Below are 22,312 nucleotides of genomic sequence, written 5' to 3'. Positions count from 1 at the left end.
ATAATAATGGGCCAAGCGGTAAGCGTTTATTCTTTATTTACGGAGTTTGATATTGACCTGTTTCGTTCAGGCAAACACTATAAACTTTATGAGAAACTAGGATCACATGCACTAATTCAGAACGAAAAACAAGGCGTGTATTTTGCAGTTTGGGCTCCGAATGCGGAAGCCGTATCTGTGATTGGAAATTTTAACGGTTGGAATCCTCACAGCCATCAGCTGTTTGTAAGATGGGATAGCAGCGGAATATGGGAAGGTTTTATAGAAGGTCTGGAAATGGGGGAAGTCTATAAATACCATATTCGCACGGCAACGGGCGAGCAATTGGAGAAGGCAGATCCATTTGCACTACTTCACGAAACGCCGCCTCGTACAGCTTCCGTCGTCGCTACGACCTGGTACGCCTGGCAGGATGATGCTTGGATGTTGTCCCGACCTGATAAAAATGCATTAGATAAACCTTTTTCTGTTTATGAGGTTCATATCGGTTCTTGGGCGAGAGATTCGGAAGACAGTGAACGGTTTCTAACTTACCGTGAAATAGCCGATCGACTCGTACCTTATGTAAAGGATATGGGGTTCACACATGTGGAATTAATGCCCATTATGGAACATCCATATTACCCTTCATGGGGGTATCAGATCACAGGTTATTTTGCCGCATCATCGCGATACGGCAATGCACAAGATTTGATGTACCTTATCGAGTGTTTTCATGTTGCCGGTATAGGTGTAATCTTAGATTGGGTTCCATCTCATTTTCCTGGAGACGCACATGGTCTGTATCGTTTTGATGGATCACATCTGTTTGAACATGAGGATCCAAGGAAAGGATACCATCCGGATTGGAAATCTTACATCTTTAACTACGGAAGAAATGAGATCCGTTCTTTTCTGATATCGAATGCTTTCTTTTGGTTAGAGCGTTATCATATTGATGGGCTGCGTGTTGATGCCGTTGCATCTATGCTCTATCTTGATTATTCGCGTAACGAAGGCGAATGGGTACCGAATGGATTTGGAGGAAGAGAAAATCTTGATGCTGTTCATTTTCTAAAGGAACTTAACGAGGCTGTCTATGCCCATTTTCCAGATGTGCAGACTATTGCTGAGGAATCTACTTCTTGGCCAGGGGTCAGTCGACCAACTTTTGAAGGTGGACTTGGTTTTGGAATGAAGTGGATGATGGGATGGATGCATGATACGTTGAATTATTTTAAAGAGGATGCTATCCATCGGAAGTATCACCATGATCAAATGACCTTTGCCACCGTATATGGGTTTCATGAAAATTTTATGTTGCCTTTATCTCACGATGAGGTTGTTTATGGAAAACAAGCGCTGATTTATAAGATGCCCGGTGACGATTGGCAACGATTTGCCAATTTAAGAGCGTTGTATCTATACATGTATACCTTTATTGGTACGAAATTGCTTTTTATGGGAGGCGAGTTTGCGCAAACCTCAGAATGGAATGTCAATCAGTCTCTAGACTGGCATCTTACACAATATGAACCACATAAGGGAATGCAGAGGTTCGTCAAGGATTTAAATAGACTTTATCGTGCTGAACCTGCATTATACGAAAAAGGCTTTAGTGCAGAGGGCTTTCAATGGATAGAATTGGGCGATCATGAAAACAGTATTTTCGTTTACCTACGTAAAGGCTATCGGATCGAAGATGATGTTTTGATTGTTCTCAACTTAACGCCGGTCGTTCGAAACTATCGTATAGGTGTACCGACCGCTGGACGTTGGAAAGTGATTTTGAATTCTGATGATGTCAGTTATTATGGTAGTGGTGTGAATCCGATCGATGTCACTTCTGAACCAATTTATTGGATGAATTGCGGAGACTCAATACCGATAGAATTACCCCCTTTAGGAGGGTTAGTTTTGAAACGAATTTAGATAGATATATGCTGGTAATACATGTTAGTGTAGAATGTTTTCCTTTAGCTAAAGTAGGCGGTTTAGCAGATGTTTTAGGGGCTCTCCCTCGTTATCAAAGGAAGTTCGGTGTAGACGCCTGGGTTGTATCGCCTTTTTATGATAAACCCTTTACACAAGATCGATCGCTATCGTTGATTCACGAAGGTGACTTTATGCAAGGGTCAGAGCACCTGCGATATGAAGTTTTAAAAGAAGAAGGAGACCCTTTGGGATTCCCGTTATATCTTATTCGTATACCAGGAAAACTTGATCGGGAGGAAGTTTATTGTTATCCAGACGAGGCGGAGCAATGGATCGCTTTTCAACATGCTTTTTTGCATTGGATGAAATCTGCGGAAATCATGCCCGATGTCGTCAACTGCCATGACCATCACGTAGGTCTGCTCCCGTTTTTTATGCGTCATTCTTTGGAATACAAGGGGTTTTCGGAAGTCAAGACATTGTTCACCATTCATAATGGACAATACCAAGGATGGATGAACTGGAACAAGGGCATTCTTCTTCCCAAATTTGATACTTGGAAATGGGGGTTGTTGGATTGGGCAGGGGTGATTAATCCATTCGCTGCCGCGATTAAATGTTGTGATGCTTTTAGTACAGTAAGCGAAGGTTATTTACAAGAGCTATTTGAACAAGCAAATGGATTAGAAGACCTCATACAGGCTGAACAAGCAAAAGGATACGGCATAGTTAATGGCATAGATGATCTTTACTGGAATCCAGAATTGGATACGTTGATCGATAAGACCTATCGGAGATCTACCGTAAAGTCAGGTAAAAAAACGAATAAAAAAGAATTTTGTGAACGATATAAAATTGATTCTACCGTCCCGCTACTTGCTTTTATAGGACGTTTTGCACTGGAAAAAGGAGCTGATTTATTACCGCAGATTTTAGAACATATTTTTACGAATCAGGATAACAAAATCAGTATATTTATTTTAGGATCGGGAGACGAAAGAATTCAGGAAAGTCTTTCCGCTCTGCTCGATCGATACGAAGACCGTTTCGCTGTATTCTTTGGATATAATGAAACCCTAGCGCATCAGGTTTACGCCGCTGCAGATTTGCTGTTGATGCCTTCTCGTGTTGAACCCTGTGGTTTAAATCAATTATACGCGATGAAATATGGTACTATTCCTATTGTCAGAAAAATAGGTGGATTGAAAGATACGGTACTAGACATAACGGAGGATGGCGGTTATGGCTTTGTCTTTCTAAATGCAGAGGTTAACGAAGCAACGGAAGCGGTAGAACGAGCTTTACAAGTTATCGAGGATCCAAAAGCACTGCATAAGATTCGGCAGAGGGAAATGGAACTGGATTTTTCATGGGATAAGTCAGCGCAACAATATATAAAATTGTATAACCAATTATAGGTTCATTATGGCACATAAAGTAGTCTCCATTGTATTAGGGGGCGGACGTGGAACACGTCTTTCTCCTCTGACAGAACAGCGATCAAAACCAGCTGTTCCTATTGCAGGAAAGTATCGATTGGTGGATATTCCTATTTCGAATTGTTTAAACTCCGGTTATAATAAGATTTTCGTCTTAACGCAGTTTAATTCGGCTTCGCTGAATAAGCATATCAAAAACTCGTACAATTTTAGCATTTTTAGTAAAGGGTTCGTGGATATTCTTGCGGCTGAACAAACTATCGAAGGCGACCGTTGGTTTGAGGGAACTGCGGACGCTGTACGTCGTACGCAAAAGAATCTACTGAATGTTGATTACGAGTATGTGCTTATTCTTTCGGGCGATCAGCTTTATCAGATGGACTATTCGGCCCTGATCGATTTTCATGTCGAGAATGGTGGGGATGTAACCATTGCGACTATTCCAGTGAATGCGAAAGATGCCACTGGTTTTGGTATTCTCAAGGCAAATGAGAATAATGAAGTCACTTCTTTTACGGAAAAGCCTAACAGTGAAGAGGTGCTTAAATGGTCTTCAGAGGTGTCTGACGATATGGAGGTGAAAGGTCGTCGGTATCTCGCTTCGATGGGGATTTATGTCTTCACCAAAGGTGTACTTAAAAGTTTGTTGACCGACAATCCGGGAATGGACTTTGGAAAGGAAATTATTCCAGATGCGATAGAGGCCAAACGTGTACTGAGCTATCAATTTGACGGATATTGGACAGATATTGGAACGATTAAATCTTTCTTCGATGCCAATATAGGCTTAACGGATGATGTGCCGGATTTCAATTTATTTAATGAAACGGTCTTTACAAGAGCGCGTATGTTGCCTCCCTCCAAAATCTCGGGAACGCTGCTGAATAATACTATTGTTGCAGATGGCTGTATTTTGAACGGTGATAAATTGGAACGCTCCGTCATCGGAATACGTTCCAGAATTGGGAAGGGGACGGTTATAAAATCAACCTATATGATGGGAATAGATTATTACGAACCGTTGGAAGATGTGTTGACCTTGGGAAATACCCAGCAACCCCCTCCGGTTGGTGTTGGTGAACGTTGTTATATTGAAAACGCAATTTTGGATAAAAACTGCCGCATAGGTAATGATGTTCGTATTAAAGGGGGAGATCATTTACCAGATGGTGATTTCGATACCCATACCATTCGCGACGGAATTGTGGTCGTAAAGAAAAATGCGGTAATACCAAATGGCGTAACAATTGGCTGCTAAGTTTCATAAATAACATTATAAAAAAACGGCTGTCAATTTTTGACAGCCGTTTTTTTATAATGTATCGTTTAGGATAGGTTTCCTAAAGCAACTTTCATGCGTCTCAAAGCTTCTTTTAGATTTTCGTCCGAAGCAGCATAAGACAGGCGTATATAGTTGTTGTTACCAAATGAATCTCCTCCTACGGTAGCGATATGGCCTTCATTCAATAAATATAATGCCAAGTCTGAGGAATCTTTAATCACATTCCCTTGTGCATCTTTTTTACCAAAGAATGAACTGATCTCTGGGAAAAAGTAGAATGCTCCTTCAGGAAGGTTCGTCTTAACACCCGGAATATCATTCAATAAATCGTATACCAATTGACGACGACGTATGAAAGCCTCTTTCATTTTTTGTACACTCTCTAAGCCGTCTTGATAAGCAATAATACCTGCGCGTTGTGCAATAGAACATGTACCTGAAGTCGTTTGTCCTTGGAGTTTATCGTTAGCAGCTGCAATCTCTTTATTAGCGGCGATATATCCCAAGCGCCAACCAGTCATTGCATAAGCTTTAGAAAAACCATTGACAATAATGACACGGTCTTTTACACTGTCGAATTGGGCGATAGATTCATGTTTATCCACGAAGTTAATATGTTCATAGATTTCATCCGAAAGAATGAAGATATCAGGATGTTTTTCGAAGACTTTAACCAGAGCCTCTAATTCCGTTTTGCTATACACCGACCCTGTTGGATTACATGGGGATGAAAACATGAATAATTTAGTTTTCGGTGTGATAGCTTCTTCCAATTGCGCTGGTGTAATTTTGAAATCAGATTCAATATCTGTATTGATAAATACCGATTTTCCCTCTGCTAAAACAACCATTTCAGAATAAGAAACCCAGTAAGGTGTTGGAATAATGACTTCGTCACCTGGGTTGATCAACGTGAGGATAACGTTAGAAAGAGACTGTTTGGCTCCAGTGGATACGACAATCTGTGATGGTTCGTAGTCAAGTCCATTCTCTGACTTGAGTTTATTCACTATAGCTTGGCGCAACTCAGGATATCCTGGTACAGGTGAATAACGTGTGTAGTTTTCATCTAAAGCCAGTTTAGCGGCATTTTTAACATTATCAGGCGTATTGAAGTCAGGTTCGCCTACGCTTAAACTGATAACATTGATGCCTTTTGCGGCAAGCTCGCGACCGAGTTTTGTCATTTTCAAAGTCGCTGATTCGGATAAATTGTTAATCCTATCTGATAAATATGATGTCGTACTCATGATCTTGTAAAGATATTATATCTCTCTATTATTATTCGTTAATTGCTAAGAAAAAAGAAATTTATGGATTCAAAAATCGAAAATTTATTAATAAAAGAAGAATAATAACGAAAAGTTTTTATTTGTGTTTAATAACCGTAGATTTCGTTAAGTTCTTTAGCTAAACGTATTCCCCCTTTTAATAGGCATTCTTCCATTTTATATTTGAACTGGTAGATATATTCGTAACGTAAATCCGTATTTTGAGCAACGTCCGCGTATATAACATTAGCCAATTGATGTGATTCAAAAAGCCATTGTTCAAAATTTGTCGATGCATAATTTTTATAGGTAGACGCATCATAAATATCGAGTACGCGAGCATATTCTGTATAGCTATATTTTTCGTTATCAACTAAATCAGAATCCCAAACGCGATGTATATTCCCTTTCTTACCAAAAAAATCTACGTTGATTTTATTTCCACCCAAATCTTCTGCACGACTCACATGCATAGGTTGGTGTGCATCTGCAAGCAGGTGTATAATAAAATACAGATCTTGCTGTTGCTCCTTAAGCGGGTGATTTTTTTGCTTCGCATTTTCCTTGATACGCAAGTAAGATTTGTACAGGTTATTCGCCGGAGAATTGGTTAAAGCAAGGGTAAAGTCATCGAAACTAAGATTAGCAGCTGTATTGATGAAATGGGATGACCCTGTACTGTTTAATGCTGGATCCGGATCTGACTTGATGAAATCGGCCCAGTTGGACCAATAGGCCAATTTTTGGTTACCGATGATTTTTTGAATGTTTTTCTTTGCCTTTTTGTTGAGGTGGTTTTCGGCGATTTCTGCAATTACCCTATGCCCGGTCGTGCCCCATGCACTTGCCCATTCGTATTGAAGTAACAACATACAGAATAAGGCAAGCTTTAAAAGATTTTTCATGTGCTCTAATTTTTAAAACTTTATCACAAAGCTAGTCAACTTTATACGTTAAATTGTACTTTTCCTATTTAAATATCTCAAAAGCATATTTGGCATTTGACCAAAAACGATCTAGGGCTATTATCCGAGGTTTAAAAAACGATATTAATGTTGGCCAATCGTTTTGATTGAAGATCGATATACGTTCTTCAAAAGTGCATATTATTTGAGCGCTGCTTTTTCCAAAATCGTTATCAACCGTTGGTAACCAGATCCATTTTTCCTCCAATTCCCCCTCGAGCACTGTTTTATAACTATGAAATTGTTCATACATTAATGCACGGATTCCCTCATCGGGATGACTGATTTCGATGAAGATGCGCGCAGTCTTGTTATCCGCTTCCATACGGAAAAACAGATGTTTGATTCCTGTTTTATAATTTATCCAATTGATCTTTAATCCTTCTTCACTTGGAACCAAGGTCATGAATTGACCAAAACTTGTCCAAAATCGTTCTTTTAATTGTTTAGCTTCGTCGCGTGAATACAATGTCGTTGTGTTTTCCTCAAAACTAAAGATTAAAAGGCAAACTTTTGTATATGTAGTTTTGTTTTATAAGTATGATGGACAAAAAGAAAACATTACTATTGGTTGCCGCGGTAGCTGCGGGAACTGCGCTTTATAACCTTTTTAAACCGATTAAATCAACTGTTTCAGTTGTCCAAAAATTTGATAAAGAACGTTACTTAGGAAAATGGTTTGAGATTGCGCGTTTAGATTTTCATTGGGAGAAAAATCTGAAAAATGTGACGGCTCATTATTCCTTAAATAAGGATGGAAGTATAAAGGTTAATAACCAAGGAGTGAATACCGTGACAGGTAAGAACAAGCAGAGTATTGGGAAGGCATTATTTATCGGTTCGGAGGATGAAGGCGCATTGAAAGTTTCCTTTTTTGGACCTTTTTACTCGGGGTACAATGTTGTTAAGATAGACGAAGATTATAAATATGCTTTGGTATTCGGGGAGAATCTGGATTATATGTGGATACTTTCTCGTGAGAAAAGCATACCGGAAACGATCAAGAACGATTATTTAGGATATGCCGTGCAATGTGGCTATGCGACAGATAATTTGGTATGGACACAGCAGGATTAGATAAAATACAAGGCGTGCCCATTGTGGAGATACAAAAAAGAGACGTTATAACGTCTCTTTTTTTGTAGTGGAGAATATCGGAGTCGAACCGATGACCTTTTGGCTGCCAGCCAAACGCTCTAGCCAGCTGAGCTAATCCCCCCTTTTTTGTAAATCATCCAAATATAGGATTTAATATGGAATAATCAACCGTCAGATCTGTAATTATTATTTCAACAATTTGCTGTAAATCTTCTGTAGAAATTTGCTGTCCGATACCTGCGTTGAAGGAATGTGCCAGGATAAATGCTGCTTCATGGCGTTGTTCCGCACGGATTAAATTCGACCCTTGGTAAAAGTTAACTAAGGAAGTCGCAAAGGAAACAAATATTTCTAGGGAGAATGGCTTGTGCTGCGCAAGCATATAGCGCATAAATTTTTCAAAATCGCCAACGATCATCTCCTGTTGTCCTGTATTCATGTTGCAAACATAACCTTTTTGCTAGAAATATAGAAGAATCTGTCTTTTTGGATTTACGAGTAGGGCATAACACAAATAATCGTATATTGAGTTTTGTTTGTAGAGCTCGAACTTAACAATGAGTTTACATTAACATATTATCTTTGCTCGATAAAATTATATGAAATGTTCATGTTAGACAAAACACAAACACATATGACCACGAAGTAGTATGAGTGCCAGTGAAAACAAAAGTAACACGAATAATATTCCATATGACCATTACGAACAAACGGAGTGAAACGCGAGCTCATTTATTCCATAGGAATATAATACTTATAAATAATAATTTACAGATGAAATGAAGAAGATTTTTTTAATTTTTACACTTTTTATTTTTGCTGCACAAGGGTTATTTGCCCAACAGAAACCGAAGTACATTTTTTTTATGATCGGTGATGGCATGGGCTTGAACCAAATTAATCTGACGGAAGTATTTCTAGCCGCGCAACAAGATCGAAATACGGTATTCCCATTGGTCTTTTCTACTTTTCCGCATGCAACTTTTGCTACTTCCTATTCTTTGTCTCACGGAGTTACGGATTCTGCCGCTGGAGGTACCGCCTTAGCGGTTGGAAAGAAAACTAAAAATGGTGTTTTGGCGATGGACAGTACAGGTACAATCTCCTATAAAAGTGTAGCCTATGCTGCAAAAGAGGCCGGTATGAAAGTTGGAATAACCACGTCTGTGAGTATTGATCATGCGACTCCGGCATCATTTTATGCAAAGCAACCTAACAGAGGAAGATATTACGAGATAGGATTAGACTTAATTTCTTCTAATTTCGATTTCTTTGCAGGATCAGGCTTCTTGAGCCCGGATAAGAATTCGGATAAAAAGAGTGTAACCTCACTCTATCCGCAATTTGAGAAAGCGGGCTATAAATTAGCTCGTGGATTAAAGGAATACCAGTCTGTAAAGCAAACAGCAGATCGAATTATTTTGATGAATGAAAAAGCGGCAGATCAAGAGTCGTTAAAATATGCGATAGATCAGAAAGAAGGCGATCTAACCTTAGAGCAAATTACGGATGCGGCCATAGAATCGTTGTCGAAGAAGAATGATAGCGGATTCTTTTTGATGGTAGAAGGCGGGAAAATAGATTGGGCTTCCCATGCGAATGATGCGACAACTACCATTCGTGAAATGCTTGATTTTAATAAGGCCGTTAAAAGGGCTTATGAGTTTTACAAGCAGCATCCAGATGAAACATTAATTATAGTAACAGCTGACCATGAAACGGGTGGGATTGCTATCGGAAATGGAAGTAGTCGATTGAATACAAAGTTATTGGCAAATCAAGTGATTTCACAGGGTGAGCTTTCTAAACTTGTAGCTGGTTTACGAGATTCCAAAAAGCAAGTAAGCTGGGACGAAGTCAAGAACGTATTAAGCGATAATCTAGGCTTGTTTAGTAAAGTGGTGGTTTCAAAGGAAGACGAAGACGTTTTAATGGAAATTTACAAGAAAAGTTTCGTTAATCACGAGTCTGAGACATCCAAGAGCTTATATGCTACGGACGATAAATTGGCTAGCGAAGCTGTTAAATTATTGAATAAAGCAGGGTCCATCGCATGGGCATCGGGTAATCATTCCGCAGCTTATATTCCAGTATTTGCAATAGGTGTAGGTGCTGATAAATTCACGCATAAGATGGAGAATACGGATATTCCTAGCAAATTGGCGGAGATAACAGGCTTTGTTCTCGATTAGACACCGTTAGCGGATTTACGTAAACGTAATGAAAAACGCAGGTCTCTCTAAAAGGGATCTGCGTTTTTTTTGGGGGATCTCATCCGTAAGGCTTTCTGGATTGAGGCTTGTCCCTGCTAAGGGTTCAAAACTAAGAATTGTTGCACACGAATATCAACAACTTCTCGTTTTATATCATGTACATCTGTGTATTCCCGATACGACAACGATCCTTGGATCATTAATCTTGTTCCTTTTTTATTGTTTTTTTCTAGCTTATCGGCTAGCTTTCCCCAGAATACTAAATTGTGCCAGTATGTGATTTCCAGCCAGTCGCCTTTACTGTTTTTGCTGTATTCATTTGTTGCAAAACGTACATTGACGACTTTTGCACCTTGGGTAGTGGTTTTGATTTCGGCGTCTGCGCCTAAGCGTCCAATGAGTTGGACTGAATTTACGAGCATGTTCATAATGTTCAATTTTAATTGTAAAACAGTTTTCAATCTATTAAATTTATAGTGTCAATACGCTTAACGGGATTGACAGGACAAAATTGCAAAGACTGGTTTGTGCTAGTCGGCAGTTAACCAATTATATCTGTTTATATACGATTGTAAACGTTTACAAACTTTTGGATTATGGAAGAAAAAAAATGCTTAGCTTGCAATGCTCTTATTCGTGGTCGATCTGATAAAAGATTCTGTGACGATGGTTGTCGCAGCAGCTACAATAACAAATTGAATAGTGCTCCCAATAGTTTTGTTAAGAGAATTAACCATACATTAGCGAGAAATCGGAGGATTTTAGGTGAACTCTTGGGGGACGAAAAAATGTTGAAAGTTTCTCGTGAAAAATTATTAGCCAGAGGGTTACATTTTAATTGCTTTACAAGTCAATTAAGTACAACAAAAGGACAGGTGTATTTTTTCGTTTACGAGTTTGGTTACTTGTCTCTCGAAAATGATCAGTTCTTACTTGTGCGTCAGTCGTTGTCTAGAGGAGCCTAATTTAAGAGCATTATGATCTATACTGGAATATATTTTGGATATGGATCAATGCGTTGTATCATGCCTTAACACAATTAAAAAACGAGGTCAGATCGATTTTAATAAGAATTTGCTATTTCCGGAAGAAATTGCTGCCAATTGATCTTGCCTGTTTTTTTTCCAAGTCTTACGAGGATAAGATCTTTTTCTGGATTGACATAAATGTATTGCCCGAGCAGTCCGTCAGCTAAGAAATCACCATGCTTCGTAGGAAGCCACCATTGATATTGATAATTCCAAGCACTGCCAGCTGATGTATCTACTTTTGTTGACTCAGCGATCCATTTTTTTGAAACGATTTGCTTGCCGTTCCAATTTCCATTGTTTAAATACAGCCTGCCCAGTTTAGCAAAATCACGCGCTCTCGCATTAACACAACAGAAAGTCTTTTCTAGTCCATTCTTTTTACGATCCAAACTCCAACTAGCATCGTATTCCATGCCCAATGGTTTCCATATTTTTTCTTCTAGATAGCTGCTTATTGTCTGACTCTTTAATGCTCGTTCTAAGGCTAATCCAAGCAATTGAGTTTGTCCACTTGTATAGCGAAACTGCTGTCCCGGTTGCTCCGCTAGCTTTAGTTTTTTGATCGCACGGCGTAGATCGGTTCCATAATAGAAAGTAGCGACATGTCCAAAAGGATTACTGTAGCCTTCGTTAAATTCTAATCCAGATGTCATTTGGAGGAGGTGTTTTAATGTTACACGTTCGAATCCATTCGATTTTAGTTCAGGTATATAGTTGGTAATAGGTTCTTCAACTGATTGGATATGTCCATCGTCTATAGCAATGCCAATAAGCAAGGATGTGATAGATTTCGCCATAGAGAAAGAAGCAACAATCGACGAATCGACATAATCGTCAAAATATTTTTCATACTGTATACTGTCATGCTGTATTGCAATAAATGCTACCGTATGGTTTTGTGTTAAATAGCTATCAAAAGATTGCTGTTGTCCTTCGATGGTAATATTCTTGGGGATTTTTGGAGTTTTTGCCTGTGGAAAAATAAAGGGATTGGTAGACTTGGATATTTCTCGGTAGGGAAAAATTTTATAGTCCGTAATATTGGCAAAGTTGTAAAAAACAAAACGGCCAAATTTACAGGCACTGCATGTTCCTATAATAACAATAATAAGGAATACTTGGCTTATCCTATTCATATGTAAATAAATATTTATCAGTGTTAGATTTCATTGGAATAAATGAGCTCGTTTCTCTCGGTTTGTTTTTTAAAGGCCATATGGAATGTCCGGGTTATTTTCACTCGGTTTGTACTTTGTAAGCATGGACATTTCATATATTTGAAATCTACTGACGTAAATTTCTTTATTATATCCAATAAATCAAAGCCTGTTTAGTAAAAAAATAAAAGGAACGATAGTTTTCGTTCCTTTTATTTTTTACTAGTTTTCTAGTTCCATGATTTCCTCGGCTAACGATTCCCAGTCCTGTTGTGACTTTTCAAAACTAGCTTTAGCGGAATTATAAGCACGGGTTGCTTCTTGTAGCTTGACAGCATCGGAATACACATCTTCCTTTGCCAGATTAAATTCAAGCTCTTTTAGATGCTTTTCGTTTTCATTTAGTTTCTGTTCAAGCGTCGACAATTCTTTATTTTTGCGCTGTAATAAACGAACTTTATCTTCTGAAGGTGGAGTCTTCTCCTTTTTAGGTTCTTCTTTAACAGCTTTTTTTTCTGGTTTAGGCTCACTCTTGACTACTCGTTTGGAATTCCAGATTTCATACTCTTCATAGGTGCCTGGATATTCTTTAATCTCCTTATCTTCTATAAACCATATTTTGTTGGCTACGTGATCTAAGAAATACCTATCGTGTGATACAACGATGAGCGTTCCTTCGTATTGCTGTAGAGCTTGTATCAAAATATTAACCGAGGCCATGTCCAAGTGGTTGGTTGGTTCGTCGAGTACCAAAAAGTTAGCATCAGCGGTTAATGCTTTAGCTAGAGCAACCCGGGATTTTTCACCACCGGAAAGCACCTTAATCTTTTTAAACACATCATCACCTGTAAAGAGAAAACAGCCTAGTATCGATCGAAGCTCTGTTTCTGTGTGTTTTGGTGCAAAAGCGATTAATTCTTGTAGAAGGCTGTTTTCAAGATGTAGCGCTTCGAGCTGATGTTGAGCGAAGAATGTTTGCGAAACATTGTGTCCTTTAGTGCTAGTTCCCGTATATGCTGTATCGGCATCGGCTACTATGCGTAGCAACGTAGACTTTCCTTTTCCGTTGGCTCCTATGAGTGCTATCTTATCACCTTTTTCTATAATCGCGTCTGTATTTCGAAGAATTTCAAGATTAGGATAGGATTTGGATAAATGTTCAAGTGTTACCACATGTCGCCCCGAAGGCTTGGAAAACTTAAAACTGAAATTAACCACTGGGTTATCATCGTCGATGTCATCGATTTTTTCCATTCGATCAAGCGCTTTGATACGCGATTGCACCATTTTTGCTTTGCTTGCTTTTGCGCGAAAGCGTTCAATTAGTTTTTCCTCTTGCTTGATCTTAGCTTGCTGATTTTTAAACTGATTGCTTTGGATTTCCTCTCGAAGGGATTTTTCTTCCAAGTAAAACGTGTAGTTTCCCGCATAAGCTGTTAGTTTACCTTTTCGAGACTCCACTGTTTTGTTAATGATGCGATCTAGGAAATATCTATCATGAGAAACGATGACGATAGAACCTTCGAAAGCTTGTAGGTAATTTTCCAACCATTTAATGGAAGGTAAATCTAAGTGGTTGGTAGGTTCATCGAGAAGAAGTATATCCGGTGTTTGCAGCAGGATTCTCGCCAGCATGACCCGCATGCGCCAACCGCCTGAGAATGTTGCCAACGGGCGTTGTTGCTCTTCTTCAGAAAAACCAAGTCCAGCGAGTATTTCATGGGCACGGAATTCGATGTTATAACCGTCGAGCGCTTCAAATTCCATTTGCTTGTCGCTCAGTTTATTTAAAATTTCATCCGAGTAATCCGTCTCTAGCTTCTGCAGTAAAACTTCTATTTCAGCATGGAGCTGATTCTGTCTTTCGAAAGCTTCCATAGCGACATGTACAATACTCTTATCCGAGTGATATGACAAAAGATCTTGGTTTAGGTAACCGATTTTAAGATCCTTAGCCATGGATATGCTTCCCGACGTCGGTGTATAATCACCTACTATAAGTTTTAATAGTGTAGATTTTCCAGCCCCATTGGCGCCGATAAGTCCCGCTTTGTCGCCTGGTTTTATATGCCAATTGGCTTCATCATACAGTGCACGTGAGCCAATTTCGAATGTTAAATTATTAATTGATATCATTTCGCTACAAAAGTAATGAATATTTCTGCTTCTTTGGCTAACTTTGCATCTATGTACAAACTAGTCAAACCATTGTTCTTCACTATGGATCCCGAAACGGCACATCACCAAGTGACAGGAGGTCTACGTAAATTTAGCAAGTTATGGGGCGCAAAGTCTCTTTTGAAATCGATTTACACCATAGAAGATAAAAGGTTAGAACGAGAAGTTTTCGGCTTGAAATTTAAAAATCCAGTAGGCCTTGCAGCTGGTTTTGACAAAAATGCAGAGTATATCGAGGATATGGCAGGATTGGGTTTCGGTTTTATTGAAATTGGTACCGTCACACCACGTCCACAACCTGGTAATGAAAAGCCAAGGATGTTTCGTTTGTTGCCTGATCATGCCTTGATCAATCGTATGGGCTTCAATAATCAAGGCGCTGATGTCGCAGCTGCGCGATTAAAGGCGTTGAAAGATCGAAAAAATTTAATCATCGGAGGTAATATTGGTAAAAATAAATTAACGCCAAATGAAGACGCTGTTAACGACTATGTATATTGTTTCCATGCGCTTTTTGACTACGTAGATTATTTCGTAGTGAATGTGAGTTCGCCAAATACCCCAGGGCTTCGTGATCTGCAAGATAAAGAGCCCTTGAAACATCTTTTAAACACCCTTCAACAGCTCAATGTTGAAAAGAAGAATTCGAAACCTATTTTACTGAAGATTGCGCCAGATTTAAGTGAATCACAATTGGATGATATTGTGGAAATTGTGGCAGAAACGCAGATTGCAGGGGTTATTGCAACGAATACGACGATCTCGCGTGAAGGTCTATTATGTGACCCCACTTTAGCACAAGAAATGGGAGGCGTCAGTGGAAAACCTTTGACAAAACGGTCTACAGAGGTTGTACGTTATCTGTTTGAAAAATCAAATGGTGCTTTCCCGATTATCGGCGTAGGAGGGATTCATTCTGCGGAAGATGCCCTTGAGAAACTCGAAGCGGGAGCGAGTTTGGTACAGGTTTATACTGGTTTTATTTATGAAGGGCCAGCATTAGTAAGTCGTATTTGTAAAGGCTTGTTACGCTAGTAATCCTGTTTTAGCTCATCTTATAAGTGTGATTACAGCAATAACGTTGTAGATAGCTCAATGATGAATAGGCTATTTTAGCATGTTCAGGTCTGGGATCTCTTATCGGTAATTACAAAAAAAGCGATCAAATTTGTTTGATCGCTTTTTTTGTAAAAGAAGGTATTAACTTAATTAAACCAAGCTAAAACATCTTCTTTACCCGGCATCGCAATGTCGAGTTTCATTTTTTTACGCATTCCACCTAAGTCATTAAAAACTTTATTTGGGTTCGCTTCTTTTAAAGATTCTATTGTTGTGAATCCCATTTTTTGTAGTACAGGGACCCACTCGGCAGGAATACCTAAAGCAATATAATCACTGTCAGAGGCTACTTTCGCTACTTTTTCAGGACGCATCTGTGGGAAAAATAAAACTTCTTGAATCGAAGGGTTATTCGTCAAAAACATGATTAATCGATCCATACCTATTCCTAGTCCGGATGTTGGAGGCATTCCATATTCTAATGCACGCAAGAAATCTTGATCGATAAACATCGCTTCATCGTCTCCTTTTTCGGATAAGCGCAATTGATCTTCGAAGCGTTCGCGTTGATCAATAGGGTCATTTAATTCCGAATAAGCATTTGCGATTTCTTTACCACATACCATAAGTTCAAAACGCTCCGTTAGTTCTGGATTATCCCGGTGTTTTTTCGTCAGTGGCGACATTTCGATTGGGTAATCGGTAATAAATGTTGGCTGTATATAATTTCCTTCACATTTTTCGCCGAAGATCTCATCGATTAGTTTTCCTTTGCCCATGGTATCGTTTACAGCGATTCCCATATCTTTTGCGGCACTCCTAATTTGTTCTTCTGATTTTCCGATGATATCAAAACCCGTAAAATCCAATATGGATTGCGCCATTGATATACGCTTGTAAGGAGCTTTGAAATCAACCTCATGCTCACCAAAGACTGCTTTAGTTGTTCCATTTACAGCTAAAGCACAGTGTTCCAGTAGACGTTCCGTGAAGTCCATCATCCAATTGTAGTCTTTATAGGCTACGTAAATTTCCATTGCGGTAAATTCCGGATTATGGGTTCTATCCATTCCTTCGTTGCGGAAGTTTTTAGAAAATTCATATACTCCATCAAATCCGCCAACGATAAGACGTTTTAAATACAGCTCGTTTGCAATGCGTAGGTATAGTGGAATATCCAATGCATTATGATGGGTGATGAATGGACGTGCTGTTGCTCCACCAGGAATAGACTGCAAAACTGGCGTCTCAACTTCCATATAGCCTGCGTTGTTAAAGAACTCACGCATCGCACTAAAAAGTTTTGTACGCTTTACGAAAATATCACGATTCTGTGGATTTACGATGAGGTCTACGTAGCGCATTCTGTAGCGTTGTTCCGGATCGGTGAACGCATCGAAAGTTTTACCATCCGCCTCTTTCACGATAGGTAGTGGGCGAAGTGACTTTGTTAATATTGTTAATTTCTCGACGTGAATTGAGATTTCTCCCGTTTGGGTTGTAAACACAAAACCTTCTACACCGATAATATCACCTATATCTAGAAGTTTCTTGAAAACGCTATTGTAAAAAGTTTTATCTTCTTCTGGACATATATCATCCCGTTTGACGTAGGCTTGAATACGGCCTGTTGAATCTTGAAGTTCGACGAATGAGGCACTACCCATAACACGTCGACTCATGATTCGACCTGCAAAACGAATGCGTTTATAGTTTAATTTATCTCGTTCGTAATTTTCTAAAATGTCTGCTGCAGAAACATTTACTTCAAATTCGTCTGCTGGGTAAGGATTAATACCCAAATCAATAATGGCTTGAAGATTTAGTCTGCGTTGTTGTTCCTGTTCGGATAATACAGTACTCATTGTCTATCGTTAATCTGCTAAATAAGAATGCAAAACTAGCAAAAAAACACCAGTTTATGGATGAAGATGTGAAAAATAACAAATGGGATGAGTGGAGTAATTGATAGCTAAAATAAAAAATCGTATCTTTGCTATCAAGCAGTAGGAGGAGCGGTATGTGCATAAAAGGTATTTATGTGGATAATTATTGTTTTGTTTTTTTTAAAATATAAATTATCTTTGCACCTCGATTGTAGAATATAAGTAATCATAAGATAAAAATGAAAAAAGATTTGCATCCATCAAGCTACAGATTAGTGGTTTTCAAAGATATGTCGAATGACTATGCTTTCGTAACTAAATCATGTGTAGATACAAAAGAAACAATTACTTGGGAAGATGGTAATGAATATCCATTGGTTAAATTGGAGATTTCGCACACTTCACACCCATTTTATACAGGTAAAATGAAATTGGTTGATACAGCAGGACGTATCGATAAATTCCGTAGCCGTTACAATAAAAAGTAATTTTAAGGCTTGCTTAAAACATTGTCCCGATAAGTTTACTTATCGGGATTTTTTTATGTAATTTTATCGTCAGCTATGTTGGAAGTTGTTTTACATGATTGGGCCCCTTGGCGACAGCATTTGTTGCCTTTGGTTTATACAAGACCGGTAGGGGATCTCCGCGTAGGAATTCTAACCTTACAGCAGAAATGGCAACATCTTTTAGGTTCAACTGTCTATTATTATACCGAGCCTTATTTACAACCGAAATTCCAAAAATCTCCTCAAGCCACATCCTATCTTGTTATTCGTGGAAATATCTGCCCTTCGTTGCCTTTGGTGAATGCACTAAACGATTTGCCTTTAAACGCTGTTCTTACTGAAGCTGGCGAATGGATTGCCTATAAAGTAGAAACGTGGGTCGCCGAACCTAATGAACTGCCTTTAACAGAAATTCCCTTTTCGCATCCGTTAATTTCTGTTCGAAGTCTGGAAGATATTTACCGACATAATCTTTCACAATTGCAGTTTGATTATGAACTGCTCACCAATGGTGTTGTATCGATGTCTTTGCATGCATCCAATGTAATTATCGGAGATCAACTTTTTGTGGGTAAAAATGTACACGCGTTATGTAGTACATTTAATACAACGGAGGGGTCTATTTATATTGGGAATGATGCTGTTATCGAGGAGGGTTCTCATTTAAAAGGCCCCTTAGCTATAGGAGTAGGGGCAAGGGTTAAGATGGGAAGTAAGCTATATCCAAATGTAAGCATAGGTCCAGGTTGTACCATAGCTGGAGAAGTAAATAATGCCGTCCTCTGGGGAAATTGTGCGAAAGGACATGACGGTTATTTGGGCTGCGCTGTTCTCGGTGAAGGTTGTAACTTGGGGGCCGGTACCAGTAATTCTAACTTGCAAAACAATTGGGCAACAGTAAAAATATTCGATTATAAAGAAGTTGGATATAGAGATACATTGTTGCCGAAAGTAGGTACTTTTATGGCAGATTACGCGATGTGTGGTATTAATTCATCCCTCACAACAGGCAGCGTAATTGGCGTGGGAGCACAGGTTGCAATGTCAAATATTATTCCCAAATTTGTGCCTGATTTTTCTTGGTTTACCGACCAAAAGAAAGAGACGTATTTCTGGCACAAATTTGAAGAGATGCTGCAACATCGTGCGGCACTGAAAAAAGAAAGTTTGTCCATTTTGGATCGCGATATATTAAAAGTTGTTTATGAGTTGACCTCAACGATTAGACAAGAGTATATTAAATAAGATAAATAAAAAACACTATTATGCGTAAAAACATCGTTGCAGGTAACTGGAAAATGAATTTAGACTACGAAAAAGGATTAAGTCTTTTTTCAGAAATCGTTAACATGGTAAAAGATGAGGTTGTTGGTACACAAGAAGTAATTGTTTGTAGTCCAGCTATCCATCTTTACAGTATTGGAAAATTAGCTTCTCCAGTTTCAAATGTTGCTGTTGGCTCACAGAATATTCACCAAGCAGAATCTGGAGCTTATACAGGTGAAATATCTGCTGCTCAGGTAAAATCTACTGGTGCAACATATGTAATATTGGGACACTCGGAGCGCAGAGCTTATTTCGGAGAAACAGACGCATTGTTGGCGGAGAAAGTTGACGCTGCGTTAAAGCATGAGCTTGCTCCAATTTTCTGTATAGGTGAAACAAAGGAAGAGCGCGAAAGCGGTAAATTCTTTGATGTTATAAAAACGCAATTAGAGGCAGGAATCTTTCATTTGTCTAATGAGGAGTTCAGCAAAGTAGTTCTTGCATATGAACCCGTTTGGGCGATTGGTACAGGGTTGACCGCTTCTCCAGAGCAAGCACAGGAAGTACACGCATTTATTCGCGAAACAGTTGCTGCAAAATATGGACAGGAAATAGCGGATAACACAACTATCCTCTACGGTGGAAGCTGTAACCCCGGTAATGCGAGAGATTTATTTTCGCAAGCAGATATCGATGGTGGTTTGATTGGAGGTGCTTCTTTGAAATCACGTGATTTTCTTGATATCGTTAAGGTTTTTAACGCTTAATAATGAAGTATTCTTCTGTTACCTTTTCTTCTTCCACTATGGAAGATTGGCAGAAAGATCTGTTGATATCTTCACTTGCGGAAGTAGGATATGATACCTTTGAAGATGTAGAAGAAGGGTTTGCAGCGTATATACCGACTGCAAACCTCGATTTACAAGTCTTGGAGACGCTACTCTTGACAGAGGCTACAGACTTGGAAATTTCCTATGTCATTCAGGATCTCGAAGATCAAAATTGGAATAAACTTTGGGAAAGTAATTTTAATCCCATTACGGTAGATGGTCTTTGTTATGTCCGTGCGACGTTTCATGATCCTCAACCAGACATAGCTTATGAAATTGTTATTGATCCGAAGATGTCCTTTGGTACAGGGCACCATCAGACAACATCCATGATGCTTTCTTTTGTTTTGGAGGGAGATTTTGAAGGGAAAAACGTATTGGATATGGGCTGTGGAACAGGTATTTTAGCTATTTTAGCTGCTAAAAGAGGGGCTAGTCCGATATTGGCGGTAGACTATGATGAATTGTGTGTCGATAGTGTAGAAGAAAATAAGGTGCGCAACGGCGTTGCTGATACGATTATGTCAGCACTCGGTTCCAAAGAGGTTTTGGCCGGGAAAGTATTTGATATTATCTTAGCAAATATTAATCGGAATATTCTCTTAGATCAATTAGATCAGTATAGCCTTTCTATAGGTATTGGTGGTCGATTATACATGAGTGGTTTTTACGACGGAGAAGATCTAGAGTTACTTATCGAAAAAGCGGCTTCATTGGGCTTTCAGTATGAGGAGAAGAAGGTGTTGGATAATTGGTGCTCGGCTAAGTTTAACAAAATCGGATAATGCGAATTCATTTTATAGCCATCGGTGGTGCTGTAATGCATAATTTAGCAATTTCGTTAGCGGAACAGGGGCATCAAGTGTCTGGTTCGGACGACCAAATCGTCGAGCCGTCCAAATCCAGACTAAAAAAAGCGGGACTACTTCCGGTGAAAGTAGGCTGGTTTCCTGAAAAGATATCGGAAGACATCGATGCCGTGATTGTGGGAATGCACGCTGAAGTCGACAACCCTGAACTGGCAAAAGCACAAGAACTTAAAATCAAGATATATTCATTTCCAGCGTTTATTTATGAACAAAGCGTTCAGAAAACGCGTGTTGTAATTGCCGGTACTTATGGTAAAACAACAATTATGAGTATGATTATGCATGTTCTTAAAAAGTTGGGAAGGGACTTTGATTATCTTGTTGGTGCGAAACTCGAAGGCTTTGATTCGTTGGTTAAATTAACGACACATAACAAAATAATTTTATTGGAGGGCGATGAATATTATGCTTCTCCAATCGATCATCGTTCAAAATTTCATCTATTCCACCCGAATATAGCCCTCATAAGTGGAGTAGAGTGGAACGCGAGTCGTTCAAATATTAGTGAAGAAGATTATTTTCTTCAATTCGAGACTTTTATTGATACTATTGTTAATAAGGGGACATTAATTTACAACAAAGATAACCAGGTTTTACGTGAAATTGTCGAAGAGACTTTTGATTGTAAAATCAATCGACATGGTTACAAATTGCCGGAATATTCCATTAATAAAGGGGTAACCTATTTACATTTAGGGGAAGAAAAGATACCGCTGCAGGTTTTTGGTAAATTGAACCTTTCTAACATCGCAGGAGCCTATACTGTTTGCGAATGGTTAGGAGTCAAGCGTGTTGAATTTTACGAAGCTATTAAAGATTTTAGGAGTTCTATTCGTTATTTGGAATTTGTGGCAAGTGATGACGAAAGTGTCGTATATCAAGACTTTAACTATTCGCCCTATAAATTACGGACAAGTATTCATGCTGTGAAAGAGCAGTTTCCTGACCAAAGTCTGGTGACTATTGTAGAGTTAAATCCTTATGATGCTCTTGATAAAAATTTTCTTGCAACATATTCATCCTCTTTAGATGAGTCGGATTATGCTGTTGTTTTGGTAAATAAGGATGCGATAAAGGAGAAAAATGTATTAATAAGTAATTTAGAAGAGGATATAAAACAAGTTTTTAATCATAGGAATTTTACGTTTCTAACCGATGTGATTTCATTGGAATCTTATTTAGAGAGTTTTAAATCTTTGAGTTTCAATTTGTTGTTTATGGTTTCTCCGAACCATAATAGTATCAATATCGTTAACTTTGCAGACAAATTTCTCAAAAACGAATGATTAGTCCTCGTTAATTTTTTTCTTTAATATTTTTTTTATTACTTTTGGAATAAGAAAAA

20 protein-coding genes and 1 tRNA gene are annotated in these 22,312 nt (G+C 38.7%); 12 read left to right on the top strand and 9 right to left on the bottom strand.

The genetic code is table 11. The features are described from left to right. Positions 1-6 precede the first annotated feature (6 nt). From glgB to ACSZOX_RS17150, 3 genes are read left to right on the top strand one after another with little or no spacing between them, the layout of a single operon-like run. Positions 7-1,911 carry a 1,4-alpha-glucan branching protein GlgB gene (glgB, locus tag ACSZOX_RS17160; RefSeq protein WP_437921380.1) on the top strand — a complete coding sequence of 635 codons (1,905 nt, stop codon included), beginning with the start codon at positions 7-9 and terminating at the stop codon, positions 1,909-1,911. Positions 1,912-1,919: 8 nt separating this feature from the next. Beyond that, the gene (locus ACSZOX_RS17155) at positions 1,920-3,332 is read left to right on the top strand and encodes a glycogen synthase (RefSeq protein WP_437921379.1); all 1,413 of its coding nucleotides are present in this window, start codon (positions 1,920-1,922) and stop codon (positions 3,330-3,332) included. Positions 3,333-3,339: 7 nt separating this feature from the next. Further along, positions 3,340-4,611 (top strand): glucose-1-phosphate adenylyltransferase, encoded by a 1,272-nt coding sequence (locus tag ACSZOX_RS17150; protein WP_437921378.1) that lies wholly within the window; start codon positions 3,340-3,342, stop codon positions 4,609-4,611. A gap of 68 nt (positions 4,612-4,679) precedes the next feature. Here the strand turns inward: ACSZOX_RS17150 and ACSZOX_RS17145 are convergent, their stop codons facing one another. From ACSZOX_RS17145 to ACSZOX_RS17135, 3 genes are all read right to left on the bottom strand, one after another. After that, positions 4,680-5,885, bottom strand: coding sequence for a pyridoxal phosphate-dependent aminotransferase (locus ACSZOX_RS17145; RefSeq protein ID WP_437921377.1), 1,206 nt, complete (start codon positions 5,883-5,885; stop codon positions 4,680-4,682). 128 nt (positions 5,886-6,013) lie between these two features. Next, the gene (locus ACSZOX_RS17140; protein WP_437921375.1) at positions 6,014-6,811 is read right to left on the bottom strand and encodes a S1/P1 nuclease; all 798 of its coding nucleotides are present in this window, start codon (positions 6,809-6,811) and stop codon (positions 6,014-6,016) included. A gap of 64 nt (positions 6,812-6,875) precedes the next feature. Then, the gene (locus ACSZOX_RS17135) at positions 6,876-7,340 is read right to left on the bottom strand and encodes a DUF4268 domain-containing protein (protein ID WP_437921374.1); all 465 of its coding nucleotides are present in this window, start codon (positions 7,338-7,340) and stop codon (positions 6,876-6,878) included. A 71-nt stretch (positions 7,341-7,411) separates the two neighbouring features. Here ACSZOX_RS17135 and ACSZOX_RS17130 point away from each other — a divergent pair, with 71 nt between their 5' ends. Continuing rightward, positions 7,412-7,948: a lipocalin family protein gene (locus tag ACSZOX_RS17130; protein WP_437921373.1), complete on the top strand. Its 537-nt coding sequence runs from the start codon at positions 7,412-7,414 to the stop codon at positions 7,946-7,948. A gap of 68 nt (positions 7,949-8,016) precedes the next feature. On the opposite strand, the gene ACSZOX_RS17125 is transcribed toward ACSZOX_RS17130, so the two are convergent. Both ACSZOX_RS17125 and ACSZOX_RS17120 read right to left on the bottom strand, forming a co-directional pair. Beyond that, positions 8,017-8,090: transfer RNA gene (locus ACSZOX_RS17125), tRNA-Ala, on the bottom strand. 12 nt (positions 8,091-8,102) lie between these two features. Continuing rightward, positions 8,103-8,408, bottom strand: coding sequence for a hypothetical protein (locus ACSZOX_RS17120; RefSeq protein ID WP_437921372.1), 306 nt, complete (start codon positions 8,406-8,408; stop codon positions 8,103-8,105). Between the two features lie 340 nt (positions 8,409-8,748). On the opposite strand from ACSZOX_RS17120, the gene ACSZOX_RS17115 reads away from it, so the two are divergent. Next, a complete protein-coding gene (locus ACSZOX_RS17115) occupies positions 8,749-10,161 on the top strand; it encodes an alkaline phosphatase (protein WP_437921371.1) in 1,413 nt (470 codons plus the stop codon). A gap of 116 nt (positions 10,162-10,277) precedes the next feature. On the opposite strand, the gene ACSZOX_RS17110 is transcribed toward ACSZOX_RS17115, so the two are convergent. Next, positions 10,278-10,610 carry a single-stranded DNA-binding protein gene (locus ACSZOX_RS17110; RefSeq protein ID WP_437921370.1) on the bottom strand — a complete coding sequence of 111 codons (333 nt, stop codon included), beginning with the start codon at positions 10,608-10,610 and terminating at the stop codon, positions 10,278-10,280. A gap of 168 nt (positions 10,611-10,778) precedes the next feature. Here ACSZOX_RS17110 and ACSZOX_RS17105 point away from each other — a divergent pair, with 168 nt between their 5' ends. After that, on the top strand, positions 10,779-11,147 hold the full coding sequence (locus ACSZOX_RS17105; protein ID WP_437921369.1) for a hypothetical protein: 369 nt from the start codon (positions 10,779-10,781) through the stop codon (positions 11,145-11,147). Positions 11,148-11,245: 98 nt separating this feature from the next. Here the strand turns inward: ACSZOX_RS17105 and ACSZOX_RS17100 are convergent, their stop codons facing one another. Beyond that, a complete protein-coding gene (locus ACSZOX_RS17100) occupies positions 11,246-12,349 on the bottom strand; it encodes a serine hydrolase domain-containing protein (RefSeq protein ID WP_437921368.1) in 1,104 nt (367 codons plus the stop codon). A 243-nt stretch (positions 12,350-12,592) separates the two neighbouring features. Then, positions 12,593-14,506, bottom strand: a complete 1,914-nt coding sequence (locus ACSZOX_RS17095) for an ABC-F family ATP-binding cassette domain-containing protein (RefSeq protein WP_437921367.1) — start codon at positions 14,504-14,506, stop codon at positions 12,593-12,595. Positions 14,507-14,557: 51 nt separating this feature from the next. Between ACSZOX_RS17095 and ACSZOX_RS17090 the strand changes: the two genes are divergently transcribed. Further along, on the top strand, positions 14,558-15,583 hold the full coding sequence (locus tag ACSZOX_RS17090; RefSeq protein ID WP_437921460.1) for a quinone-dependent dihydroorotate dehydrogenase: 1,026 nt from the start codon (positions 14,558-14,560) through the stop codon (positions 15,581-15,583). Between the two features lie 170 nt (positions 15,584-15,753). Here ACSZOX_RS17090 and lysS read toward each other — a convergent pair whose 3' ends face one another. Further along, positions 15,754-17,472, bottom strand: coding sequence for a lysine--tRNA ligase (gene lysS, locus ACSZOX_RS17085; RefSeq protein WP_437921366.1), 1,719 nt, complete (start codon positions 17,470-17,472; stop codon positions 15,754-15,756). A 260-nt stretch (positions 17,473-17,732) separates the two neighbouring features. Between lysS and ACSZOX_RS17080 the strand changes: the two genes are divergently transcribed. The 5 genes from ACSZOX_RS17080 (at position 17,733) to ACSZOX_RS17060 (ending at position 22,253) form a co-directional block, all read left to right on the top strand. Further along, complete coding sequence (locus ACSZOX_RS17080) at positions 17,733-17,981, top strand: type B 50S ribosomal protein L31 (protein ID WP_437921365.1); 249 nt, start codon at positions 17,733-17,735, stop codon at positions 17,979-17,981. 75 nt (positions 17,982-18,056) lie between these two features. Beyond that, a complete protein-coding gene (locus ACSZOX_RS17075; RefSeq protein WP_437921364.1) occupies positions 18,057-19,247 on the top strand; it encodes a putative sugar nucleotidyl transferase in 1,191 nt (396 codons plus the stop codon). Between the two features lie 20 nt (positions 19,248-19,267). Further along, positions 19,268-20,035: a triose-phosphate isomerase gene (gene tpiA / locus ACSZOX_RS17070; protein ID WP_437921363.1), complete on the top strand. Its 768-nt coding sequence runs from the start codon at positions 19,268-19,270 to the stop codon at positions 20,033-20,035. A gap of 2 nt (positions 20,036-20,037) precedes the next feature. Then, on the top strand, positions 20,038-20,883 hold the full coding sequence (prmA, locus tag ACSZOX_RS17065) for a 50S ribosomal protein L11 methyltransferase (protein WP_437921362.1): 846 nt from the start codon (positions 20,038-20,040) through the stop codon (positions 20,881-20,883). Continuing rightward, complete coding sequence (locus tag ACSZOX_RS17060; protein WP_437921361.1) at positions 20,883-22,253, top strand: Mur ligase domain-containing protein; 1,371 nt, start codon at positions 20,883-20,885, stop codon at positions 22,251-22,253. The genes prmA and ACSZOX_RS17060 overlap by 1 nt, the downstream gene beginning before the upstream one ends. Positions 22,254-22,312: the final 59 nt, after the last annotated feature.

It is taken from the genome of Sphingobacterium sp. LRF_L2 (genome assembly GCF_965644235.1).
GTDB lineage: Bacteria > Bacteroidota > Bacteroidia > Sphingobacteriales > Sphingobacteriaceae > Sphingobacterium.
Note: the sequence above shows the minus strand (reverse complement) of the source record. Positions and strands in the feature narration are given on the sequence as shown.